Below are 21,156 nucleotides of genomic sequence, written 5' to 3' on the forward strand. Positions count from 1 at the left end.
TGTTGCAGATAATTCAACAATTAAATATTTAAACTTATTAAAATGAAAAAATTACTATTACTAGGTGCTTTTGCACTTTTGGGTGGTGTTGCGCAGGCGCAGGAGGGTTTCAGACTTGGTGGTCATATTGGTGCTCCGCTTGGTGACGCCGCAGACGCTTCAAGTGTAACAATCGGAATTGATGCTGCTTACATGTGGAATATTATTAGAGGGCTGGATATCGGTGCTACTACGGGATATTCTCATTTTTTCGGAAAAGATAATGTAGATGATTTTGGTTTTGTTCCAATTGCAGTATCAGGAAAATATACTTTTAATAAAGTGCCACTTTTTGTAGGATTGGATCTGGGAGCAGCAATTTCTACAAGAAACTATATTAACAGTGGTCTTTATGTAGCGCCAAGAGTTGGATACCAGATGAAAAATGTAGAATTATATTTAGGATTCCAGAATATCGGTAGTAAATACAAGGATCATGGTCCAGGACCTGACCCACGCTGGCATGGTGACGACCGTTTCAATTTCGGAGCCATTAATTTCGGAGCAAATTTCTTCCTGAAATAAAATTTTTAAAAATCAACCATATTTAACTCCAATTGAAAAGTTGGAGTTTTTTTATTCAAATAATTGTGAAAAACTCAAAACCTATCTATTAATACGGATTATTGTTGTAAAACGCTAATAATAATCAATGATATTAATCACATTAACAAATTTTAATATTCACTGGTACCACTGTAAATTTGCCGCCAGAAAGTATTAAATTTTTAAAAAATGAAAAAAGTATTATTAGCAGGTGCTATCGCACTTTTCGGTTTATCTAATGCTCAGATCGCTAAAGGAACTACATATTTATCAGGGCAGGTAGGCTATTCTTCAACTCAGGATAACAATACTGACGCTAAAGTAGAAGATTTCACAATCGTACCTACTGTTGGATATTTCGTAGGAAATAACGTTGCTGTTGGATTAGGTGTTGGTTATGCAAACAGCTCTACAACTTCAACAAGTGCATTAACAAACGTTGAAACTAAACTTACGACTGACGCTTTCGTAGTGGCTCCTTTCGTAAGAAAATACTGGACTGTAGGAGAGAAGTTCTACATCTTCGGACAATTGGAAGTTCCTATGGCTTTTGGTAAAGATAAAGCTGAATACAGCGGTACTGCTGCTCAGTTCAATACTGAATCTAAATTCACTTCAATCGGGGTAAATGTAAAACCAGGTTTAGATTATTTCTTAAACAAAAACTGGTCTATTGAAGCTACTATCGGAGAATTCGGATACAACAACTTCAAATACAAAGATCTTGATAAAAGCACTGATAACTTCAACTTTGGATTAAACTTATCTTCAGTTACTTTCGGTGTTAAATATGTTTTTGCTAAATAATAAACAAAACATAAACTGTTAAAGTCCTAAGTTTTTGCTTAGGGCTTTTCCACTTTTAAACTATTACAATTAAAAACCATGAAAAAATTATTACTCGCAACTGCTGTTGCATTTTTCGGGCTTTCTAATGCCCAGATTAAAACAGGTACTATTTATCTATCAGGACAGGTAGACTATTCTCAGGAAAAAGATAACAATACAGACAACAAAGATCAGAACTTTAGTGTTGTACCAACTGTTGGTATTTTCATTGCTCCTAATTTGGCTGTTGGTACAGGAATAGGCTATGCCGGAAGCAGAGCGGATCATACGGATATTACTAATTTCGGATCTGGTATTGAAACAGTGCAAACAGTCGTTAAAACAAATGCTTTTACAGCAAAACCATTCATCAGAAAATACTGGACGCTTTCAGATAAATTATATATTTTCGGACAGCTTGAAGTTCCAATTGAAATTGGAAAACGTACAGCAGATCTACAATTAGATTATATTGATATGAACGGATATACATATTTTCAGACTATGAATATCGAACAGAAATATACTTCTTTCGGTGTAAATGTGAAGCCGGGATTAGATTATTTTATCAGTAAAAACTGGACGATTGAAGCAACCATCGGAGAATTTGGCTATAAAAATACAAAAATTAAAGATCTGGATAAAGGAACTGACACATTCAATTTCGGGCTGAATTTATCTTCGGTGATGTTCGGAGTAAAATATGTTTTTGCTAAATAATTAATAATAAACTTTTATAAATAAAAAATCATGAAAAAACTATTACTAGCAGGTGCTGTTGCACTTTTCGGATTATCAAATGCTCAAATGACCAAAGGAGACTGGGTAATCAGCGGAAACACAGGTTTCGGATTTAATAATGTAAATACAACCGTAAAGGTAGGAGGTCAATCTGCTGACGGACCAAAAGTAAGTACATTCTCAGTAACTCCTTCTGTAGGATATTTTGTTATTGATAAATTGGCTGTAGGAATCGATTTGGGACTTACAAGCGCTACAACAAAGTATGAGGGAGCAAAGGCTACTACAACAAGCTTTTCGGTAATGCCTACTGCTACATATTATTTTGCTAATGACAGCAAATTCGTTCCTTTCCTTGGTGCGGGTATCGGGTATGCTTCAGTGAAAAATAAAGGAGAAATAAATGTTATGGGACTTTCTACTTCCGATGACAATACAACGGATGGTCTTGCATGGAAAGTAAAAGGTGGAGTTACTTATATGGCTACTCAGTCTTTAGGGATCAACCTTGGTGTTTCTTACGATCAGTTCTCAAATAAAGAAACGATCATGAATACCGATGTTAAAACAAACGTAAAAACTTTCGGTGTAAACGTTGGTTTCTCTTATTTCATCAAAGCCAAAGCTCAGAAATCTGATAAATAAAAAACTTTGTCAAAGATCTGAAATTTGACAAAGTCTTAAAAAAATCCGGCTCAAATTTATTTGAGCCGGATTTTATATTGTATTTAAAAATTTAAAACCATTCTTTTTGATTCTGAACATACGTTCTGTCAAATTCTTCATCTGATTTTGTCAGATAAATAATTCCTTCAATCAAACCGATAAGACCTCCAATTGTACCACATGTTACAATACTTAGGATCAATTGAATGATTCCCGCTTTAGTATATCCTAAATAAAATTTGTGAATGGCTAATCCACCTAAAAGAATAGCAAGGATACCAGCTGCTACTTTTTTCTCTGATCTATAAGGCTGGTTATAATTACCTTGATTATTTCCGTACACTTCCATAAGAATATTTTTTTGGTCGTTTTGGTGTTTTTATTTTCCGAACATTCCACCCATTCCAGGCATATTCGGCATTTTGCTCATCATCTGCATCATTTGCTTACCTTGAGGTCCTTGCATCATCTTCATCATTTTACCCATTTGGTCGAATTGCTTCATCAGTTGGTTTACATCTTCAATTTTTCTTCCGGCACCTTTGGCAATTCTGTTTTTTCTCTGTGTATTGATAATAGAAGGTTTTCTTCTTTCTTCAGGCGTCATAGAGTAGATGATCGCTTCAATGTGTTTAAAAGCATCATCGCTGATCTCTACATCTTTGATTGCTTTTCCAACACCCGGAATCATCCCCATCAAATCCTTCATATTACCCATCTTTTTGATCTGGTTGATCTGTTTCAGGAAATCATCAAAACCAAACTCGTTCTTAGCGATTTTCTTGTGAAGCTTTTTCGCTTCTTCTTCATCAAACTGTTCCTGAGCTCTTTCTACCAGGGAAACAACGTCTCCCATTCCTAAGATCCTGTCGGCCATCCTTTCCGGGTAGAAAAGGTCTAAAGCTTCCATTTTCTCACCAGTCGAAATAAATTTGATCGGTTTTTCAACCACAGAACGAATCGTTAATGCAGCTCCACCACGGGTATCACCGTCTAATTTTGTTAAAACAACTCCGTCAAAATTCAAGGTATCATTGAATGCTTTTGCTGTATTTACAGCATCCTGACCGGTCATGGAATCTACTACGAAAAGCGTTTCGTTAGGTGTAATAACAGAGTGAACTGTTTTAATTTCCTTCATCATCTGCTCATCAATCGCCAAACGACCTGCTGTATCCACAATCACAACATCATGACCGTTGGATTTAGCAAAATTAATGGCGTTCTGAGAGATGCTTGAAGGATCCATAGAACCTTCTTCCGTAAAAACAGGAACCCCGATCTGTCCACCTAAAACTTTTAGCTGGTCGATCGCAGCAGGACGGTAAACGTCGCATGCTACCAAAAGAGGTTTTTTATTTCTTTTTGTTTTTAAATAATTAGCAAGCTTTCCTGAGAAAGTGGTCTTACCTGAACCCTGAAGTCCGGCAATTAAAATCACAGATGGTTTTCCAGAAAGATTAATTCCCTCCTGAGAGCCTCCCATTAAATCTACAAGTTCATCGTGAACGATCTTCGTCATCAGCTGTCCCGGCGTAAGTGATGTTAGTACATCCTGTCCCAGGGCTTTGTCCTGAACTCTTTTTGTAAGATCCTTTGCAACTTTATAATTAACATCGGCATCCACCAATGCTCTACGAATTTCTTTTACGGTTTCCGCTACATTGATTTCCGTGATTTTTCCACGTCCTGAAATATTGTGCAGCGCCTTGTCTAATTTATCCTGTAAACTATTAAACATATGTATTGTAAATTATAGTGTGCAAAAATAAGGAATTTTTTAGTATATATAATATATAAGGTGCAGAGATTTGTAATGGATCAGAATTATAGTCCTATTTTTGCAAAATGAATTTTATAGACAGTTTAATTATCATCCTGCTAATTTTAATCCTGAATATTACTGTATTTATACTTTTTAAAAAACGTATTTATGGTAAAGCAGATGCTGCCATGAAGTTTTTGTCACTGAATATTTCCAAGGATATTATCTGGCTTGCCCTTTCTTTGATGATCATAGAGAAAACAAGAGAAAATTTTCTATTTATAGTGATATGTTTTATAATCGCGTCACTCCTTATATATATACCTGTAATAAAACTCATTAATAAATCCTGATTTTTTTGATGATAAAAATCAATTTTTAGTATTGGTAAAGTTTAATAAAATCGATATATTTGCACACGATTAAAAAAGAGATATGAATAGAAAGATTTCTTCATTGTTTTTCGCATTTTTATTTGTGTTTGTGAGCAGTTTAGCTATTGCTCAGCATACTTCTGAAGGCGAAGAGCCGGCGGAAAAAATAGAGCAGAAAGAAGACTTTAATGCTACTAAAATGATCATGGAGCATATCGGTGATTCAAATGAATGGCATTTATGGACTACAAAAGATGATAATGGTGAAGAGCATCATGTTTCTGTTCCGCTTCCGATAATTATTAAAGATAATGAAGGGTGGCATACTTTTCTTTCAAGCAGCATTGCTCACGGTCATGAACATGACGGTTATACTTTAGAAGAAGGACAGGTTGTTTCAACTAAAGGTATTGAAAAAGCAACGCTTTTTTCAATAATCAGCGGAAAGCAAAAATCAAACGATGTATTTTTTGATCTTTCAATTACAAAAAATACAGCATCCATGTTTCTTTCAGTAATTTTCATGGCAGTAATTTTCATGGGAATGGCAAGAAACTATAAAAAATCCCAGTTGCCAAAAGGTGCAGGGAAATTATTAGAGCCTGTAATTGTATTTATAAGAGATGAAGTAGCTATTCCGAATATCGGATCAGTTAAATATAAAAGATATATGCCTTATTTATTGACAGCATTTTTCTTTATCTGGTTCAATAACTTATTCGGATTAATTCCTTTCTTTCCTTTTGGGGCAAACCTTACAGGTAATATTGCAATTACAGCTGTTTTAGCAATCATTACTTTATTGATTACATTATTTAGCGCTAATAAAGATTATTGGAAACATATCTTTATGCCGCCTGTGCCGATCTTATTGTATCCTATCATGGTTCCAATTGAGATTATCGGAATCTTTACAAAGCCTTTTGCTTTAATGATGCGACTTTTCGCTAACGTTACAGCAGGACACATTATGATTTTGGCGATTATTTCATTGATCTTCATTTTCAAATCTCCGTTCTTAGGATTTGCATCTGTGCCTTTAGCGTTATTCGTTTCTGTATTGGAATTATTAGTAGCAGCACTACAAGCATATATCTTTACTGTATTATCCGCTTTATTTATCGGTATTGCAGTAGCAGAGCACGAGCATGAGCACGGTCACGAAGAGCACGCTCATTAATTAAAAAGAGAATATTTAAAATAATTTTTAACTAATATAATTTATTTATTATGGATTTATCAACTGGAGCAGGATTAATTTACGTAGGTATCGGTTTAGCAGTACTAGGAGTAGGTCTTGGTATCGGAAAAATCGGAGGTCATGCAATGGACGCTATCGCTAGACAGCCTGAGCAAGCTGGTAAGATTCAAGGAGCAATGCTTATTGCTGCAGGTCTTATCGAAGGTGCTGGTCTTATCGCGATTATCTTTGGTGCTTTCATCAAGTAATCTATCCTCAAGAAAACATTCTTAGCAGTGAAGCGGTTGGCTGCTGCTAAGAGTTTTTTAAAACACAATCCATAAAATAACACGTAAAAAAGAATCTACAGATATGGGAATTATAGAACCTGGAATTGGACTTTTGTTTTGGATGACCCTTACTTTTGTTATCCTATTATTTCTTCTAGCAAAATTCGCTTGGAAACCGATTGTTAATGCTATTAACGACAGAGAAACTTCTATCGTTGATGCTCTTAACCAAGCTACTTTGGCAAGAAAAGAAATGGAAACTTTAAAAGAGGATAACGAGAGAATCATTCGTGAAGCAAAAATCGAAAGAGATGCTATCCTTAAAGAAGCAAGAGAAATTAAAGATAGAATCGTGGGGGAAGCTAAAGATGTTGCTAAAGCTGAAGGAGATAAAATGATCGAAGCTGCTAAACAAACGATCACTTCAGAGAAAAATGCTGCAATGGCAGATATCAAATCTCAGATCGGTACTTTATCAGTAAACATCGCTGAGTCTATCCTTAAGCAAAAGCTTGACAATACTGAGGCTCAAAACGAATTAGTTCAGAATTATTTAAACAAATCAAACCTTAACTAATAATGCTTACATCTAAAGTAGCTAAAAGATACGCACAAGGTTTACTTGATTTTACCAATGAATCAGGTCAGACAGCTACTGTATTTTCTGAAATGAAAGATGTAGTGAAGATCATGACTGAGTCCCAGGATTTAAAGAAGTTCTTCCTTACACCTTACATAGATTCTAAAAAGAAAGTAGAGGTAGCAAGTGAGATTTTTAAGAGTTTATCGGCTTCTTCACAGAATTTGATTACCTTAGTGATCAGACATGGAAGAGAAAATCAGCTTAGAAATATTGCTCAGGAATTCATCAACAAAGTTGAAGACATCAACGGCGTACAGCGAGTAACGCTTACAATAGCAACTCCGCTTTCAAAAGAAAATATCGATCAGATTTTGAAATCTACCAATATGGTAAATGCTGACGCCAAATTCGATTTGGAAGTAAATGTTAAGCCTGAAATTTTAGGAGGTTACATTTTAAGAGTAGGTGATCAGCAGGTAGATGCATCTGTAAAGTCTAAACTTAATAAAGTTAAAAAAGATTTTCAATTAAATTAAAGAAAAAACAACCATACAATGGCAGAAATAAATCCGGCAGAAGTATCTGCGATCTTAAAACAGCAATTGGCCAACTTCGATACTCAATCAAACGTTGAGGAAGTAGGTACAGTTTTAACCATCGGTGATGGTATTGCTCGTGTATACGGGTTAGAAAACGTACAATACGGAGAGTTGGTGAAATTTTCTAGTGATGTAGAAGGTATTGTACTAAACCTTGAAGAAGACAACGTAGGTGTTGCTCTACTTGGTGAAAGTAAATTAGTAAAAGAAGGAGATACCGTAAGAAGAACAAACAGAATCTCTTCTATCAAGGTAGGAGAAGGGATGTTAGGAAGAGTAGTAGATACTCTTGGTAACCCTATCGATGGTAAAGGTCCTATTTCTGGGGAATTATATGAAATGCCATTGGAAAGAAAAGCTCCTGGAGTTATTTACAGACAGCCGGTAACTGAACCTTTACAGTCAGGTATCGTTGCAATCGACTCTATGATCCCTGTAGGAAGAGGACAGAGAGAGCTTATCATCGGTGACAGACAGACAGGTAAAACTACTGTTGCGATCGATACGATCATCAACCAAAAAGAATTTTTTGATGCAGGGAAACCTGTATATTGTATATATGTTGCTATCGGACAAAAAGCGTCTACTGTAGCACAAATCGTTAAAACATTATCAGATAAAGGGGCTTTAGCTTATACAGTAATCGTTGCTGCTAATGCATCTGATCCGGTTCCGATGCAGGTATATTCTGCAATGGCAGGAGCTGCGATTGGTGAGTTCTTCAGAGACACTGGTAGACCAGCTTTGATTGTTTATGATGATTTATCTAAACAAGCGGTTGCTTACCGTGAGCTTTCTCTACTTTTAAGAAGACCACCGGGCCGTGAAGCTTACCCTGGAGACGTTTTCTATCTTCACTCAAGATTATTGGAAAGAGCGGCAAAAGTGATCGCTGATGATCAGATCGCAAGCCAGATGAACGATTTACCTGAGTCTTTAAGACCAATCGTAAAAGGTGGAGGTTCATTAACGGCACTTCCAATCATTGAAACTCAGGCAGGTGATGTTTCTGCGTATATCCCAACCAACGTAATCTCTATTACAGACGGACAGATTTTCCTTGAATCAGATCTATTCAACTCAGGGGTTCGTCCTGCGATCAACGTAGGGATCTCCGTATCAAGGGTAGGAGGTAACGCTCAGATCAAATCAATGAAAAAAGTATCTGGTACATTAAAATTAGACCAGGCACAATATAAAGAATTAGAAGCGTTTGCTAAGTTCGGTTCTGACCTTGATGCTGCTACATTAGCCGTAATCTCTAAAGGGGAAAGAAATGTGGAAATCCTTAAGCAGCCGGTAAACTCTCCTCTTCCTGTAGACAGCCAGGTAGCAATGATCTACGCAGGAACAGAGAATTTATTGAGAAACGTTCCTATCAGAAAAGTAAAAGAATTCCAAATCGAATATATCGAGTTCCTTAGATCTAAGCACCCAGATACAATGGCTGCAATTAAAGCTGGGAAAATCGATGATTCAATCACTGGTGTTCTTAAGCAGGCAGCTAATGATTTAGCTTCCAAGTATAACTAAAAATTCAATGTTTAAGGTTTAGAATGAATGTTTTAGACCTTAAACTTCATACCTTAAACCTTGAACCAAAATAATGGCAAACTTAAAAGAAATACGAGGTAGAATTACGTCAATTTCATCTACGATGCAAATTACACGTGCTATGAAGATGGTTTCGGCAGCGAAACTTAAAAAAGCACAGGATGCTATCGTAATGTTAAGACCTTATTCTGAAAAACTGCAGGAGCTTATCCAGAATGTAAATTCCAGCTCAGATCCTGACCAGATTTCTGTGTATGCTCAGAAAAGAGAAGTAAGAAGAGTGCTTTTTATCGCTGTTACTTCAAACAGAGGTCTTGCGGGGGCTTTCAATTCTTCTATTGTTAAGGAGCTTAATGCACAGTTTCAGCATAATTCTCAGTATGAGATTGAAGTTCTTCCGGTAGGTAAAAAAGCTTTTGATGCTGTAAGAAGAAACCGTACAGTATATTCTAATGCAAGTTCAGTATATGACAATTTAAACTTCGATGCCGTATCTAACGTTGCAGAAGGAGTGATGACCAGCTTTAGAGAAGGCAAATTTGACGAAGTTTATTTAATTTACAATAAATTCATCAATGCTGCTACACAGGAAGTGACAACAGAACAACTTCTTCCGATCTCAATGCCTGAAACTACAGAGCCTCAGGTAGAAACGGATTATATTTTCGAACCGAACAGAACGGAAATTTTAGATAATCTGATTCCTAAATCTATCAAAACTCAGGTTTTCAAAGCAATCCTGGATTCGGTAGCATCTGAACACGGAGCGAGAATGACTGCAATGCATAAAGCAACAGATAACGCTCAGGCTTTGAAGAATGATCTGGTAATCTTCTACAACAAAGCAAGACAGGCTGCTATTACAAACGAAATTTTAGAGATTGTTTCTGGAGCAGAAGCTTTGAAAAACTCTTAAAAAGATATTTCATACAATATTTATTAAAGCATCGTATACCACGATGCTTTTTTTGTTATTTTTATTTTGTATATATTTGTATCAAATTATATACAACTTCTAAATGGACTCGGACATAGTCAGGCTTTTGCTGGCCTTATTACTTGTTTTACTTAATGGCTTCTTTGTAGCCGCAGAATTTTCAATTGTTAAAGTTCGTTATTCACAAATCCAGTTAAAAGCCGCAGAAGGAAATTCTATGGCGAAACAGGCAGAACACATCATCAAGCATCTTGATGAATATCTTTCTGCAACACAGCTGGGCATTACGCTGGCATCCCTTGCCTTAGGTTGGGTGGGAGAAAGTGCCTTGCATCATATTGTTGAAAATATTTTCAGTTCACTCAATATTGACCTTACAGAGACAACAATTACCTCAATTTCCGTCATTACAAGTTTTGTTCTGATCACTATTATGCATATCGTTTTTGGTGAGCTTATCCCAAAATCCATTGCAATCAGGAAATCAGAATCAACTACGATGGCGACTGCTATTCCGTTACGGGTTTTCTATACTGTTTTTAAACCTTTTATATGGTTGATGAATTTAATGTCTAATACATTTTTGAGATTAGTAAAAATCCATCCTGCTTCAGAACATGAAATCCATTCTACGGAAGAGCTTCAGCTTTTGGTAAAGCAAAGTGCGGACAGTGGAGAAATTGAGGAAGAAAACTACGAAATTATCAAAAATGCCTTTGATTTTACGGATCATTCGGCAAAACAGATCATGGTTCCCCGACAGAATATTACTTCTATCGATTTTGAGGAAGATGTCAATGAAATTATCAACAAAATCATGGAAAGCGGATACTCCAGAATTCCGGTTTATGTAGATTCTATTGACAATGTTATTGGTATTCTCTATACAAAAGAAATCATCAGGGAGTTTGTAAAGAGAAAAGGTGAACTCAGCCATGAAGATCTTAAAGACTTAATGCGTGACGCATTTTTTGTGGTAGGAAGTAAAAAGATTTCAGATCTTTTGAAAATTTTCCAGCAGAAAAAGCAGCACCTTGCCATTGTTATAGACGAATTTGGTGGTACGGAGGGAATTATTACCCTTGAAGATATTCTTGAAGAATTGGTAGGTGAGATCCAGGATGAAGAAGACGATGAAGAAAAGATAGTTGATAAAATTGCGGAGAACACATTTTGGGTTCAGGCAACGCAACCTCTTGACGAAATCAATGAATTTCTGCCTAAAAAATTACCGCTTTCAGAAGAAAGTGAATATAACACACTTGCCGGCTTTATCTTGCATGCTTTAGAAGACATTCCGGAAGAAAACCAGGAGTTTGAACTTGAAAATTATCATTTTAAAATTTTAAAAATGAATAATAAAAGTGTCGAATTGGTTGAGCTTTTATATGAAGAACCAAATAATATAAATGATCTGGCTGAAAAAATCGGCGAGGTCTGATTTAATTCTTAAATAACGACGGATGAATTTTTATAACAGCATTAAAGATTATGACGATCCGAAACGTAAGTATGAAGAAGATGTTCTTGTGCTGGAAGATACGGATGAAGTCTATAAACTGGTTTTGCATAATGATGATGTTCACACTTTCGATTATGTAATCGACTGTCTGATAGAAATTTGCAAACATACATTGGAACAGGCAGAACAATGTACAATTTTAGTTCATTTTAAAGGTAAATGTACGGTTAAAACAGGATCAATGGATTTGCTTAAGCCCATGCATGAAAAATTGCTTTCAAGAGAATTGACAAGCGAGATAGTATAATAAAGCTCTAATTAAATGTTAGAGTTTTTTCTTTTTATAATAATTTGATGTATATTAATCAGTATTTTAAATTTAATTTTGAATATTTCATAATATTTTTGATACTTTTATCATCTTAAATAACATTTGTATGAAAATAAAATTAAATTTGCTAATTCTTGGTTGTTTAATGTCTGCTTCAGCATTAATGGGCCAGGAATCATCTTTTGAAGTTCCGGCAAGAAAATGGATAATAGAAAATTCTAGAAACTTAGGGATCCAAAGCTTCAGTCAATTTAAACTAAACTTTGTAAGAAAAGGAGGCACAGGTGAAACCCTACGTTTTCAACACATGATTAAAGATGTACCTGTTTTTCAATCTGAAATTATAGTTCATTTTAATAAGCAGAACAATTTAACCTATACTTCTACAGAAAGTTTTAAAAAGAACGTACAAGAGATCAATACAATTCCTTCATTTTCTCCTACTGAAGCCATAAAAAAAGCATATATTGCATCGCATTCTAAAGGAGAGACTACTTTTGAAGAAAACAAGCTTTTTGTTTATGTTACAGAGCAAGGGCATACCAAACTGGTTTACCGTGTAATAACAAATTCTTATGATAATCCTGGTGATTGGGAGACAATTATTGATGCTCATAATGGTGATGTGATCAGTGTAAAAGATATTTCTTTTTATCATAAAGAAAAATCTGAAAATCCTCCGAAAAAGACAAGTAAACAAAGTATAACGAAAAAAAATACCTTAGTTACAGGTTCAGCTTATATTTTTAATCCAGATCCACTCTCTAAGACTCAGGTAGCTTATGGAGGTCAGTATGTTGATGGCAATGATGCTACAAATGCGAGCCTGGATGCTGCAAGAACTTTAGTTACTATTCCTGAGCTTGAATTGAATGCAGGAATCTATAAGTTAAAAGGAACCTATGTAGAAATTGCAGATTTGGAAGCTCCGACAACAGGCCTCTTTACACAGACCAATAACCAATTTCTTTTTAATAGAAATGAACAGGGATTTGAAGCTGTAAATGCTTATTGGCATCTCGATAATAATTTAAGGTATATTAATTTGACTCTTGGAATTCTTTGTAAACCTACACAGAACGCAGGTGTATTGAAATTTGATCCACATGGATTTAATGGTTCCGATAACTCTCATTATGTGGGATCAACACAGATTTTGACATTTGGAGAAGGTGGTGTGGACGATGCAGAAGATGCAGACGTTATTCTCCATGAGTTAGGACACGGGATTCATGATTGGATTACTAATGGAGGATTATCACAGGTAGATGGTTTGAGCGAAGGTTGTGGTGACTATTGGGCACAATCATACAGTAGAAGCTTAAATCAGTGGCAACCTACGGATGCTGCTTATCACTGGATGTTCAATTGGGATGGGCATAATTCTTTCTGGCCGGGAAGAATAACAAATTATACTGCAGCTTATCCTGGAGGATTGACCGGTTCCATACATACAGACGGACAAATATGGGCTTCTGCATTAATGCGAATTTATAATGCTATAGGAAAAGAAAAAACGGACAGGGCATTTCTTGAAGGGTTAGCAATGACAAGTTCTAGTACAAACCAGGAAAATGCCGCTATTGCCGTAAGACAGGCGGCTATTGATATGTTGGGAACGTTTGGGTTTACCTGCAGTGATATTACACAAATGACGACAGAATTTACGGCAGCAGGATATACTATGCCGGCTTATTCCTGCCAATTGGGCGTAGAGGATGTGTTTAAAAAAGAGATTATTGCAATTTATCCTAATCCGGTTTCGGATGTACTAAATATTTCCATGAAAATAAATAAAGAAGAAAAAGTAGAAATCTTCAACATGGAAGGTAGAAAAGTAATAGAAACAACCATTACAAATGGTAGAAACTCAATAAATGTTTCACAACTGCAGGTAGGAGATTATATTTTAAAGATAAAAGGATTAGAATTGTCAACAAAATTTATTAAAAAATAAAAATAGATCCGGTGTCGTAAAGCATCGGATTTTTTGTTTTAAAGAATTTCAGATAGCATATTTTTATTTGCATTCAACTAAAATAGTATATTTGTAAAACGATAAAGAAATAAAAAAGAATGCTTGTAATAGGAATTGCAGGAGGAACAGGATCCGGCAAAACTACAGTTGTTGACAAAATTATTCAGCAGCTTGATATTGAAGGAATGAACATCCTTTCACAGGATAATTATTATCATGATAATCATAATCTTACATTGGTTGAAAGGGAAGCTTTGAATTATGATCATCCGAAATCCATTGATTTTGATTTATTGATAAAACATGTGAAAGCTTTAAAGAATAATGAGCCTATTGAGCAGCCGATTTACAGCTTTGTAACCCATTCCAGAACCGGAGATCATGTTACCGTAGAGCCTAAAAATGTTTTGGTAGTAGAAGGAATTCTCGTTCTTACCAATAAGGAGCTTTTAAAAGAATTTGATCTTAAAGTCTTTGTACACGCGGATTCCGATGAAAGACTGATCAGAAGAATACGACGTGATACCCAGGAAAGAGGAAGGGATTTAAATGAAGTTTTGCACCGTTATCAGACGACTCTGAAACCTATGCATCAGGAATTTATTGAGCCCTCAAAAAATGAAGCAGATCTTATCATTCCAAACATGAGGCAAAATTCCGTGGCGATTGATTTTTTAACAACTGTGATTAAAAACTCTCTGAGAAAACATTAAATACATGAAAGGGACCAAACTTATCAAAGATATTCAGCCAAAATCTGACACTTTTAAATTTATTCAGAAGTATATTTTTAATAAATATACCATCACAATTTGTCTATTTCTGGTCTGGATGATTTTTTTTGATAAAACTTCATTCCTGGTAATCAATGAACTGAATGGTGAGATTAACAAATATGAAGAACAGCTTCAGTACTATAAAACCGAATATGAAAAAAATGACACGTTTTATAAAAAACTGATGAACAATAAATCTGAAAAGGAAAAATACGCCAGAGAAAATTATTTTATGAAAAAGCCGAATGAAGAAATTTTTATTCTGGTCGTAGACAGCACAAAAGTAGCAAAGAAATAATTAAAAAGTGAATGGTGAATGGTGAATTCGCTGCGCCTGTCAATATCACAAGGTAAAAAATAAGCCTGTTTGGTAAATTCACCGTTCACAATTGACCACCACCTATAATCCATTCGCCATGTCAAATACAGCTTGGGAAAATTTAGTCAGAAAACAACTTAAAACCGAAGATATTTATTCTGTTCTTACTAAAGAAAATTTAGAAGGAATTGTAGTAAAGCCGTTCTATGACGGAATTAATACGCCATTGGTAAATCTTCCGAAAGTAGAAGAAAATACACATCTGGTGGCAAAATATCATGAAAGTCTGGAAGAGGATGTATTTGCATTCCTTTTGGATCACAACGTCGAAAATCTTGCACAGAAAACGATTTTTATCGACGATATCGATCTTGCCGGACATATCAGCCCGAAAGAAGAGGATCAGTATTTTTCATTAATTGATGTTTTTGATGAAAAAGAAGCTGTAATAAATGATCAGTTGGTTAAAGAATTACTGGCAAAGCAATTCAGAAGAAATATTTGTGTTGATATTTCTTTACACCAGAACGCAGGAGCCGCAATGTATCAGCAATTAGGAATTGCATTGGCAAAAACTAAAGAATTGATTGAAGTGTATGGCCCGGAAATTTTAAATAAATTAATTTTCAGAATAGCAATCGGAGGAAATTATTTCTTTGAAATGGCAAAATTAAGGGCTTTTAAACTTGTTTTTAACGAATTATCCAAGGAATACAGTGTAGACGAAATTCCATATATTTTTGCAGAAACATCGCTTAGAAATAAAGCGGTATCGGATAATGAAAATAATCTGATCCGTTCAACCTTAGAGCTCGCTTCCGCAATGATTGGCGGAGCTGATGCTGTTTTCAGCAACAATTATCTTGTGGACAGAACTACGGAAAATTCGGAAGAAATTTCTTTTAAACAACAGATTGTTCTGGCTTATGAAAGCATTATTAATGTTTTTGAAGACGCTTCTAACGGAAGTTATTTTGTAGAAGATATTACCCGGCAGATCGCTGAAAAATCATGGACTTATTTCCTTGAAATTGAAGAAGCAGGAGGTTATCTTGAGCTGTTAAAAAGCGGAACGATTCAAAAGCAGATCTACAACCATGCTTTAGAAGAGCAGAAGTGGGTAGAAAACGGAAAAATAAAGCTTATTGGCGTTAACTTATATCCCAAATTAGAGGCTAAAAAAGCTGCCGAAGATATGTATAATGAAAGTGAAATAAAGCCTGTAAGATGGGCTCAGATGTTTGAATAATGAAAGAAAAACTAATTGATTTATTTGAATATACTTATCATTTTAACACTGAGATGATTAAAGTTATTTCCGAAAATTTGGAAAGAGTTGATGAGAAAACGATTAGCCTTATCAACCATACTTTAAATGCCCAACAGATCTGGAACTCAAGAATTTTGAACGAAAAAACGTTTGAAGTATGGCAGATGAATCCTTTTGAAGCGTTAGGAGAAATTAATCAGCAAAACTTTGAAAAAAGTATTGAAGTCATCAATAATTTTGATCCTGACCAAAAGATCACATACCAAAACTCAAGAGGAGTGGCTTTTGAAAATACTGTTTTTGAAATGCTTTTTCAGGCAATCAACCACTCAACCTATCATAGAGGACAGATCAATTCATTATTGAAGCAAAACGGAATAGAGCCGGTTTTAACGGATTACATTTTTTATAAAAGATAAATTTAATTGATTTTAAGTTCTTTTTGTTAACTTACTTCAACTTGTGATAGATAAATTATTAGATCAACAAATTCAAGAATATATCAGCGCCAATCTGAATACAGATTTGCATGTATTGTTATTAAAAAAATCACCTTTTCCAGAGGTTTCCATGCAGGAAATTGTTCAGCAGATCAGAGGAAAACAAGTTGCGCAGAAAAAGTTTCCGTTTTTACTGAAAGAAGGTATAGTTTTTCCTCCACAACTTAATTTAGAACAGTCTTCTTCCGAAAAGACCGCCCAGTACAAATCACAGTTGTTAAAAGGCAAATCGTTTATCGATCTTACTTGTGGTTTTGGGATTGATGCTTACTATCTGTCACAAAATTTTCAAGATATTACCCTTGTAGAACAAAATAACGAGCTTTTGAATATTGTTCAGCATAATTGGAATATTTTAGAAAAAAAAGCAAAATTTATACACCAGAAACTTGAAGATTTCCTCACTGAAAATAAAGAATTGTTTGATGTAATTTATCTTGATCCAGCACGAAGAGACCATAATAAAAATAAAGTTTTTCTCCTTGAAGATCTGTCGCCGAATATTCTTGAAATTCAGGAAAAACTGGTTTCCATAGGTGATAAGGTAGTAATAAAATTATCGCCCTTAATTGATATAAAATATTTACTTTCTGTATTGAAGGGTGTTTTCAGGATCGAAATTATTGCCGTTAAAAATGATGTTAAAGAAATTGTTGTCTTTTTATCTGGAGAAAATCACCGGGAAATAATCTGCAATTGTACAAATCTTGAAACGGATGATCCACCTTTTGAGTTTATAATCGGCGAGGAAGAAGAGGCTGTTGCAAATTACGGAGAACCGGAAAAATATATATACATCCCTAATAATACTATTCTAAAAGCAGGTATCTTTAATCTTATTTCACAAAAGGCAGGATTGAAAAAACTTCATCCCAATACTCACATCTATACCTCAGATTTAAGAATTGAAAATTTTCCAGGAAGAATATTCGAAATGGAAATCACTGATCCTAAAAAGATTAAAAAGAAAAGCCAGTACAATATCATTTCAAAAAATTATCCTTTAAAACCGGAGGAAATAAAGAAAAAATACAATTTGAAAGATGGAGGCGATCATTATCTTATTTTTACACAGTCCAAAAAAGGTAAAATAATTTTAAAATCAGTATAAAAATGTTGCTGTAAAATGCAAGATTTCTTAATTTTGGACAATTAAAAAAATAAGCCTGAAATCGCTCGATGCTGAAATTATTCAAGCACTCCGATAAAGCGATTCAGATGATACATTAAAAAATAAATTTTCCATATGAAAAAATTAGTTATTTGTTTAGCCCTTGCTACTGTTGCGGTAAGCTGTAAAAAAATCCAGGCTGGCGGAAATAAGGATACTTTAAAACTTGAAGAAGGTGTAGAAAGATATTCTGATGACGAACAGACAAGCGGTGAGCAGGATAATCTTTCTGAATACAGAGGAGACGCTCATGACGGCCATGAAACACCTGTTAAAACAGATACTGCCGGAGCGGTACAGCATAAAGAAGAAAACAATAAGCATTCTGATGCGACTCCAATTCCGGAAGGTTCTCAGACTCCAAAGGCTGAACACTAATTTAGATAAGAAAAATAGACATATCCTGCAGAAATGCGGGATATTTTTTTGGTAGCTTGATCCGGCTCTCCGCTACTACTCCTCGCGCCGACCTTTGCCGATGCGCTCCAACACCAAACCCTCGTACTCTCCAACACTCCATCCCCGCTGTGGGGTAACCGCTAAGATCCGGGCTAGGATTTTCGTCCTTGTATAAATATTTCACATTTTCATCAGTGAAGTATATCGTAAAACCTGAAGAAAATTATATCTTTTTGTTTGTCCCGGCGTGGTAATTTTTTTACTTTTAGCAAAATAAATTTTACGATGCAAGAAACATTAAATTACATCAACGAAAACAAACAGCGTTTCGTGGATGAATTATTTGAGTTACTGAGAATTCCTTCAATTTCTGCGGATCCGGCTTATAAGGAAGACGTCCTGAAATGTGCGGATGTTGTAGCAGCACACCTGAAAAATGCAGGAGCAGATAATGTGGAAGTTTGTCAGACCAAAGGATATCCTATTGTTTTTGGAGAAAAAATTTTAGATAAAAACCTGCCAACCGTTCTGGTATATGGGCATTATGACGTTCAGCCGGCAGATCCGCTTGAGCTTTGGAAAAAGCCGCCATTCGAACCTTATATTGAAAAAACTGAACTGCATCCTGAAGGAGCCATTTTTGCAAGAGGTTCGGCTGATGATAAAGGACAGTTTTTTATGCATCTTAAAGCTTTCGAAGCTATGATGAAAACCAATGCTCTTCCTTGTAATGTTAAATTTATCTTAGAAGGAGAAGAGGAAGTGGGTTCCGTAAGTCTTGGTGATTTTGTAAATGAAAACAAGGAAAAACTTTCATGTGACTGTATTTTAATTTCAGATACTCATATTTACAGCAATGAACAGCCAACGGTTACTACAGGGCTGAGAGGACTAAGCTACGTAGAAGTTGAGGTAGAAGGTCCCAACAGAGATCTTCATTCCGGATTATATGGTGGTGCGGTGCCAAACCCAATTCATGTACTTTCGAGAATGATTGCCAAGCTTATCGACGAAGATGGGCATATCACTATTGACGGTTTCTATGATAATGTAGAAACAGTTTCAGATACTGAAAGAGCGGAGATGAATAAGTTGAAAGACAATCCTGAAGAATTTAAGAAATCCATTGGCTTAAATGGAGTAGAAGGTGAAAAAGGATATACTACTTTGGAAAGAACCTCAATCCGTCCTACATTAGACTGTAATGGAATCTGGGGAGGTTATATAGGTGAAGGGGCAAAAACGGTAATTCCATCTAAAGCTTTTGCCAAAATTTCGATGCGCCTTGTTCCTTACCAGACTCCTGCAGAAATTACAGAAAAATTCACCAGATATTTTGAGAAAATAGCTCCCGAAAATGTAAAAGTAAAAGTTACGCCACATCACGGAGGAATGCCGTATGTTTTACCGACAGATACAAAAGAGTTTTTGGCTGCGAAAAAAGCCATGGAATCTACATTCGGAAAAGAAGTTCTTCCATACAGAGGAGGGGGTAGTATCCCTATTACAGCAATGTTCGAGCAGGTTTTGGGTGCTAAGTCCGTATTAATGGGATTCGGTCTTGACTCAGATGCGATCCATTCTCCTAATGAACATTACGGATTATTTAATTTTTATAAGGGAATTGAAAGTATACCGCTGTTTTTTGAGAATTATGTGAAGTAATTGTTAAATAATATTTACTTTAGGATACTTTTTGAACAATTTTTTTTATATTAGCAAAAAATAAAAATTACTATGAAAAAAGTTCTATTTTCTTTTATGGCTTTTGCTACAGCAGGCCTAATGAATGCACAAGTTATTACACAGAATGCAACGCCTAACACAGTTGCTGCAACAGGTTCAGTAGCTTGTGCAAGTGGTTCTACGAGTACTAACTATTATACAGCTGACAATTCTTACTTGCGATTATTTAAATTATCAGATTATGGAATTAATTATAATTACCGAATTACTAATATTGCTTTTGGTGTGCAATTGGCATCAAGAACAATCGCAGGAAGTTCTACGGATGTAGGAGGGGCTTTTCCTGTTGAAGTTTGGCTTTATACTACATCAGCTACTACGCTAGATCCTCTAGATCTGACTTCGGTTTCTGGAGATACACCACTTACTACAGTAAATGTTTCTTCTGCCAATAATGCAGCAATGGTAAATACGGGTACAAGTGTAAATCAAATTATTCCTGCAGGGTCTAATTTTGTGATTGAAATCTGGCATGACGGTGCAACAGGTCATACTGGTACAAGTAGTAATCCATATGAAAGATTTTATATGGGAACAAATACCAGTGCACAAACAGGTCCTTCCTATCTCGTTTCTGAAACTTGTGGGCTTACTGATCCTATAGCTACTGGTACAGGTGCTTTGGCTGGTTTTGCTTCTGCAAAATGGGTGATGACAATTACGGGCCAGAACTCTACTTTAGGAACTACTGAAGTGATCAATTCTCCAGACCTTCAGATTTATCCTAATCCTGTTAAAGACGTTCTTAAGTTTAAATTATTTAATAACCTGAAATCTGAATCTATTGATATTTATGATCTTAACGGAAGAGTAATTACTTCTATCAGCAACAGCAAAAATGTTAATGAAGTAAATATGTCTTCATATGCAAAAGGAAATTATATTTTAAGAGTGAAGGCTAGTGATGGTAAAGTATACATTCAAAAGATAATTAAAGATTAATCATTTTAATTTTGGGGAAATAATCTCAAACTAAAATATTCTAAAAATATTTATTAAAGCGCTTCATTTAATGAAGCGCTTTTTTCTTGGTATATATTTAAACTGACAAATGTTAGTCCCCAAATAAACTTATTTTAAATCGTTTTTCTTATTTTTAAGA

23 protein-coding genes are annotated in these 21,156 nt (G+C 35.2%); 21 read left to right on the forward strand and 2 right to left on the reverse strand.

All coding sequences use genetic code 11. From position 1 onward, the window contains the following. Positions 1-42: 42 nt before the first annotated feature. The 4 genes from BMW64_RS15005 (at position 43) to BMW64_RS15020 (ending at position 2,799) form a co-directional block, all read left to right on the forward strand. Positions 43-564 (forward strand): hypothetical protein, encoded by a 522-nt coding sequence (locus BMW64_RS15005; protein WP_090000775.1) that lies wholly within the window; start codon positions 43-45, stop codon positions 562-564. Positions 565-774: 210 nt separating this feature from the next. Then, positions 775-1,392: an outer membrane beta-barrel protein gene (locus BMW64_RS15010; protein ID WP_090000776.1), complete on the forward strand. Its 618-nt coding sequence runs from the start codon at positions 775-777 to the stop codon at positions 1,390-1,392. A gap of 78 nt (positions 1,393-1,470) precedes the next feature. Beyond that, positions 1,471-2,133 carry an outer membrane beta-barrel protein gene (locus BMW64_RS15015; protein ID WP_090000777.1) on the forward strand — a complete coding sequence of 221 codons (663 nt, stop codon included), beginning with the start codon at positions 1,471-1,473 and terminating at the stop codon, positions 2,131-2,133. Positions 2,134-2,163: 30 nt separating this feature from the next. Further along, complete coding sequence (locus BMW64_RS15020; RefSeq protein WP_090000778.1) at positions 2,164-2,799, forward strand: OmpW family outer membrane protein; 636 nt, start codon at positions 2,164-2,166, stop codon at positions 2,797-2,799. 91 nt (positions 2,800-2,890) lie between these two features. On the opposite strand, the gene BMW64_RS15025 is transcribed toward BMW64_RS15020, so the two are convergent. Both BMW64_RS15025 and ffh read right to left on the reverse strand, forming a co-directional pair. Beyond that, complete coding sequence (locus tag BMW64_RS15025; protein WP_090000779.1) at positions 2,891-3,169, reverse strand: TM2 domain-containing protein; 279 nt, start codon at positions 3,167-3,169, stop codon at positions 2,891-2,893. 30 nt (positions 3,170-3,199) lie between these two features. After that, positions 3,200-4,561: a signal recognition particle protein gene (gene ffh / locus BMW64_RS15030; RefSeq protein WP_090000780.1), complete on the reverse strand. Its 1,362-nt coding sequence runs from the start codon at positions 4,559-4,561 to the stop codon at positions 3,200-3,202. Positions 4,562-5,020: 459 nt separating this feature from the next. Between ffh and atpB the strand changes: the two genes are divergently transcribed. The 17 genes from atpB to BMW64_RS15125 all read left to right on the forward strand — a co-directional run bounded on the left by atpB (position 5,021) and on the right by BMW64_RS15125 (position 20,996). After that, positions 5,021-6,139, forward strand: a complete 1,119-nt coding sequence (gene atpB / locus BMW64_RS15040) for a F0F1 ATP synthase subunit A (protein WP_090000782.1) — start codon at positions 5,021-5,023, stop codon at positions 6,137-6,139. A gap of 50 nt (positions 6,140-6,189) precedes the next feature. Next, positions 6,190-6,408, forward strand: coding sequence for an ATP synthase F0 subunit C (locus tag BMW64_RS15045; protein WP_007844726.1), 219 nt, complete (start codon positions 6,190-6,192; stop codon positions 6,406-6,408). A gap of 103 nt (positions 6,409-6,511) precedes the next feature. Beyond that, positions 6,512-7,006 carry a F0F1 ATP synthase subunit B gene (locus BMW64_RS15050; RefSeq protein WP_090000783.1) on the forward strand — a complete coding sequence of 165 codons (495 nt, stop codon included), beginning with the start codon at positions 6,512-6,514 and terminating at the stop codon, positions 7,004-7,006. A 2-nt stretch (positions 7,007-7,008) separates the two neighbouring features. Continuing rightward, positions 7,009-7,548 (forward strand): ATP synthase F1 subunit delta, encoded by a 540-nt coding sequence (gene atpH, locus BMW64_RS15055; RefSeq protein WP_090000784.1) that lies wholly within the window; start codon positions 7,009-7,011, stop codon positions 7,546-7,548. Between the two features lie 18 nt (positions 7,549-7,566). After that, positions 7,567-9,144 (forward strand): F0F1 ATP synthase subunit alpha, encoded by a 1,578-nt coding sequence (gene atpA, locus BMW64_RS15060; protein WP_090000785.1) that lies wholly within the window; start codon positions 7,567-7,569, stop codon positions 9,142-9,144. Between the two features lie 73 nt (positions 9,145-9,217). Next, complete coding sequence (gene atpG, locus BMW64_RS15065; protein WP_090000786.1) at positions 9,218-10,081, forward strand: ATP synthase F1 subunit gamma; 864 nt, start codon at positions 9,218-9,220, stop codon at positions 10,079-10,081. Positions 10,082-10,184: 103 nt separating this feature from the next. After that, positions 10,185-11,543 (forward strand): hemolysin family protein, encoded by a 1,359-nt coding sequence (locus BMW64_RS15070; RefSeq protein ID WP_090000787.1) that lies wholly within the window; start codon positions 10,185-10,187, stop codon positions 11,541-11,543. 22 nt (positions 11,544-11,565) lie between these two features. After that, positions 11,566-11,871: an ATP-dependent Clp protease adaptor ClpS gene (locus BMW64_RS15075; protein WP_090000788.1), complete on the forward strand. Its 306-nt coding sequence runs from the start codon at positions 11,566-11,568 to the stop codon at positions 11,869-11,871. Positions 11,872-12,001: 130 nt separating this feature from the next. After that, complete coding sequence (locus BMW64_RS15080; protein ID WP_090000789.1) at positions 12,002-13,852, forward strand: T9SS type A sorting domain-containing protein; 1,851 nt, start codon at positions 12,002-12,004, stop codon at positions 13,850-13,852. Positions 13,853-13,971: 119 nt separating this feature from the next. Then, entirely contained in the window at positions 13,972-14,586 is a 615-nt protein-coding gene (gene udk / locus BMW64_RS15085) for a uridine kinase (RefSeq protein ID WP_090000790.1), read from the forward strand. A 4-nt stretch (positions 14,587-14,590) separates the two neighbouring features. Continuing rightward, positions 14,591-14,947, forward strand: coding sequence for an FtsB family cell division protein (locus BMW64_RS15090; RefSeq protein ID WP_090000791.1), 357 nt, complete (start codon positions 14,591-14,593; stop codon positions 14,945-14,947). Between the two features lie 118 nt (positions 14,948-15,065). Continuing rightward, on the forward strand, positions 15,066-16,217 hold the full coding sequence (locus BMW64_RS15095) for a methylmalonyl-CoA mutase family protein (protein ID WP_090000792.1): 1,152 nt from the start codon (positions 15,066-15,068) through the stop codon (positions 16,215-16,217). Beyond that, positions 16,217-16,657 carry a DinB family protein gene (locus tag BMW64_RS15100; RefSeq protein ID WP_090000793.1) on the forward strand — a complete coding sequence of 147 codons (441 nt, stop codon included), beginning with the start codon at positions 16,217-16,219 and terminating at the stop codon, positions 16,655-16,657. The genes BMW64_RS15095 and BMW64_RS15100 overlap by 1 nt, the downstream gene beginning before the upstream one ends. A gap of 46 nt (positions 16,658-16,703) precedes the next feature. After that, positions 16,704-17,849, forward strand: a complete 1,146-nt coding sequence (locus BMW64_RS15105) for a class I SAM-dependent methyltransferase (protein ID WP_090000956.1) — start codon at positions 16,704-16,706, stop codon at positions 17,847-17,849. 135 nt (positions 17,850-17,984) lie between these two features. Further along, on the forward strand, positions 17,985-18,287 hold the full coding sequence (locus tag BMW64_RS15110) for a hypothetical protein (RefSeq protein ID WP_090000794.1): 303 nt from the start codon (positions 17,985-17,987) through the stop codon (positions 18,285-18,287). A 306-nt stretch (positions 18,288-18,593) separates the two neighbouring features. Then, on the forward strand, positions 18,594-19,973 hold the full coding sequence (locus tag BMW64_RS15120; RefSeq protein ID WP_090000796.1) for a dipeptidase: 1,380 nt from the start codon (positions 18,594-18,596) through the stop codon (positions 19,971-19,973). 72 nt (positions 19,974-20,045) lie between these two features. Beyond that, positions 20,046-20,996, forward strand: coding sequence for a T9SS type A sorting domain-containing protein (locus BMW64_RS15125; protein WP_090000797.1), 951 nt, complete (start codon positions 20,046-20,048; stop codon positions 20,994-20,996). Positions 20,997-21,156: the final 160 nt, after the last annotated feature.

It is taken from the genome of Chryseobacterium taichungense (genome assembly GCF_900109935.1).
Taxonomy (GTDB): Bacteria; Bacteroidota; Bacteroidia; order Flavobacteriales; family Weeksellaceae; genus Chryseobacterium; species Chryseobacterium taichungense.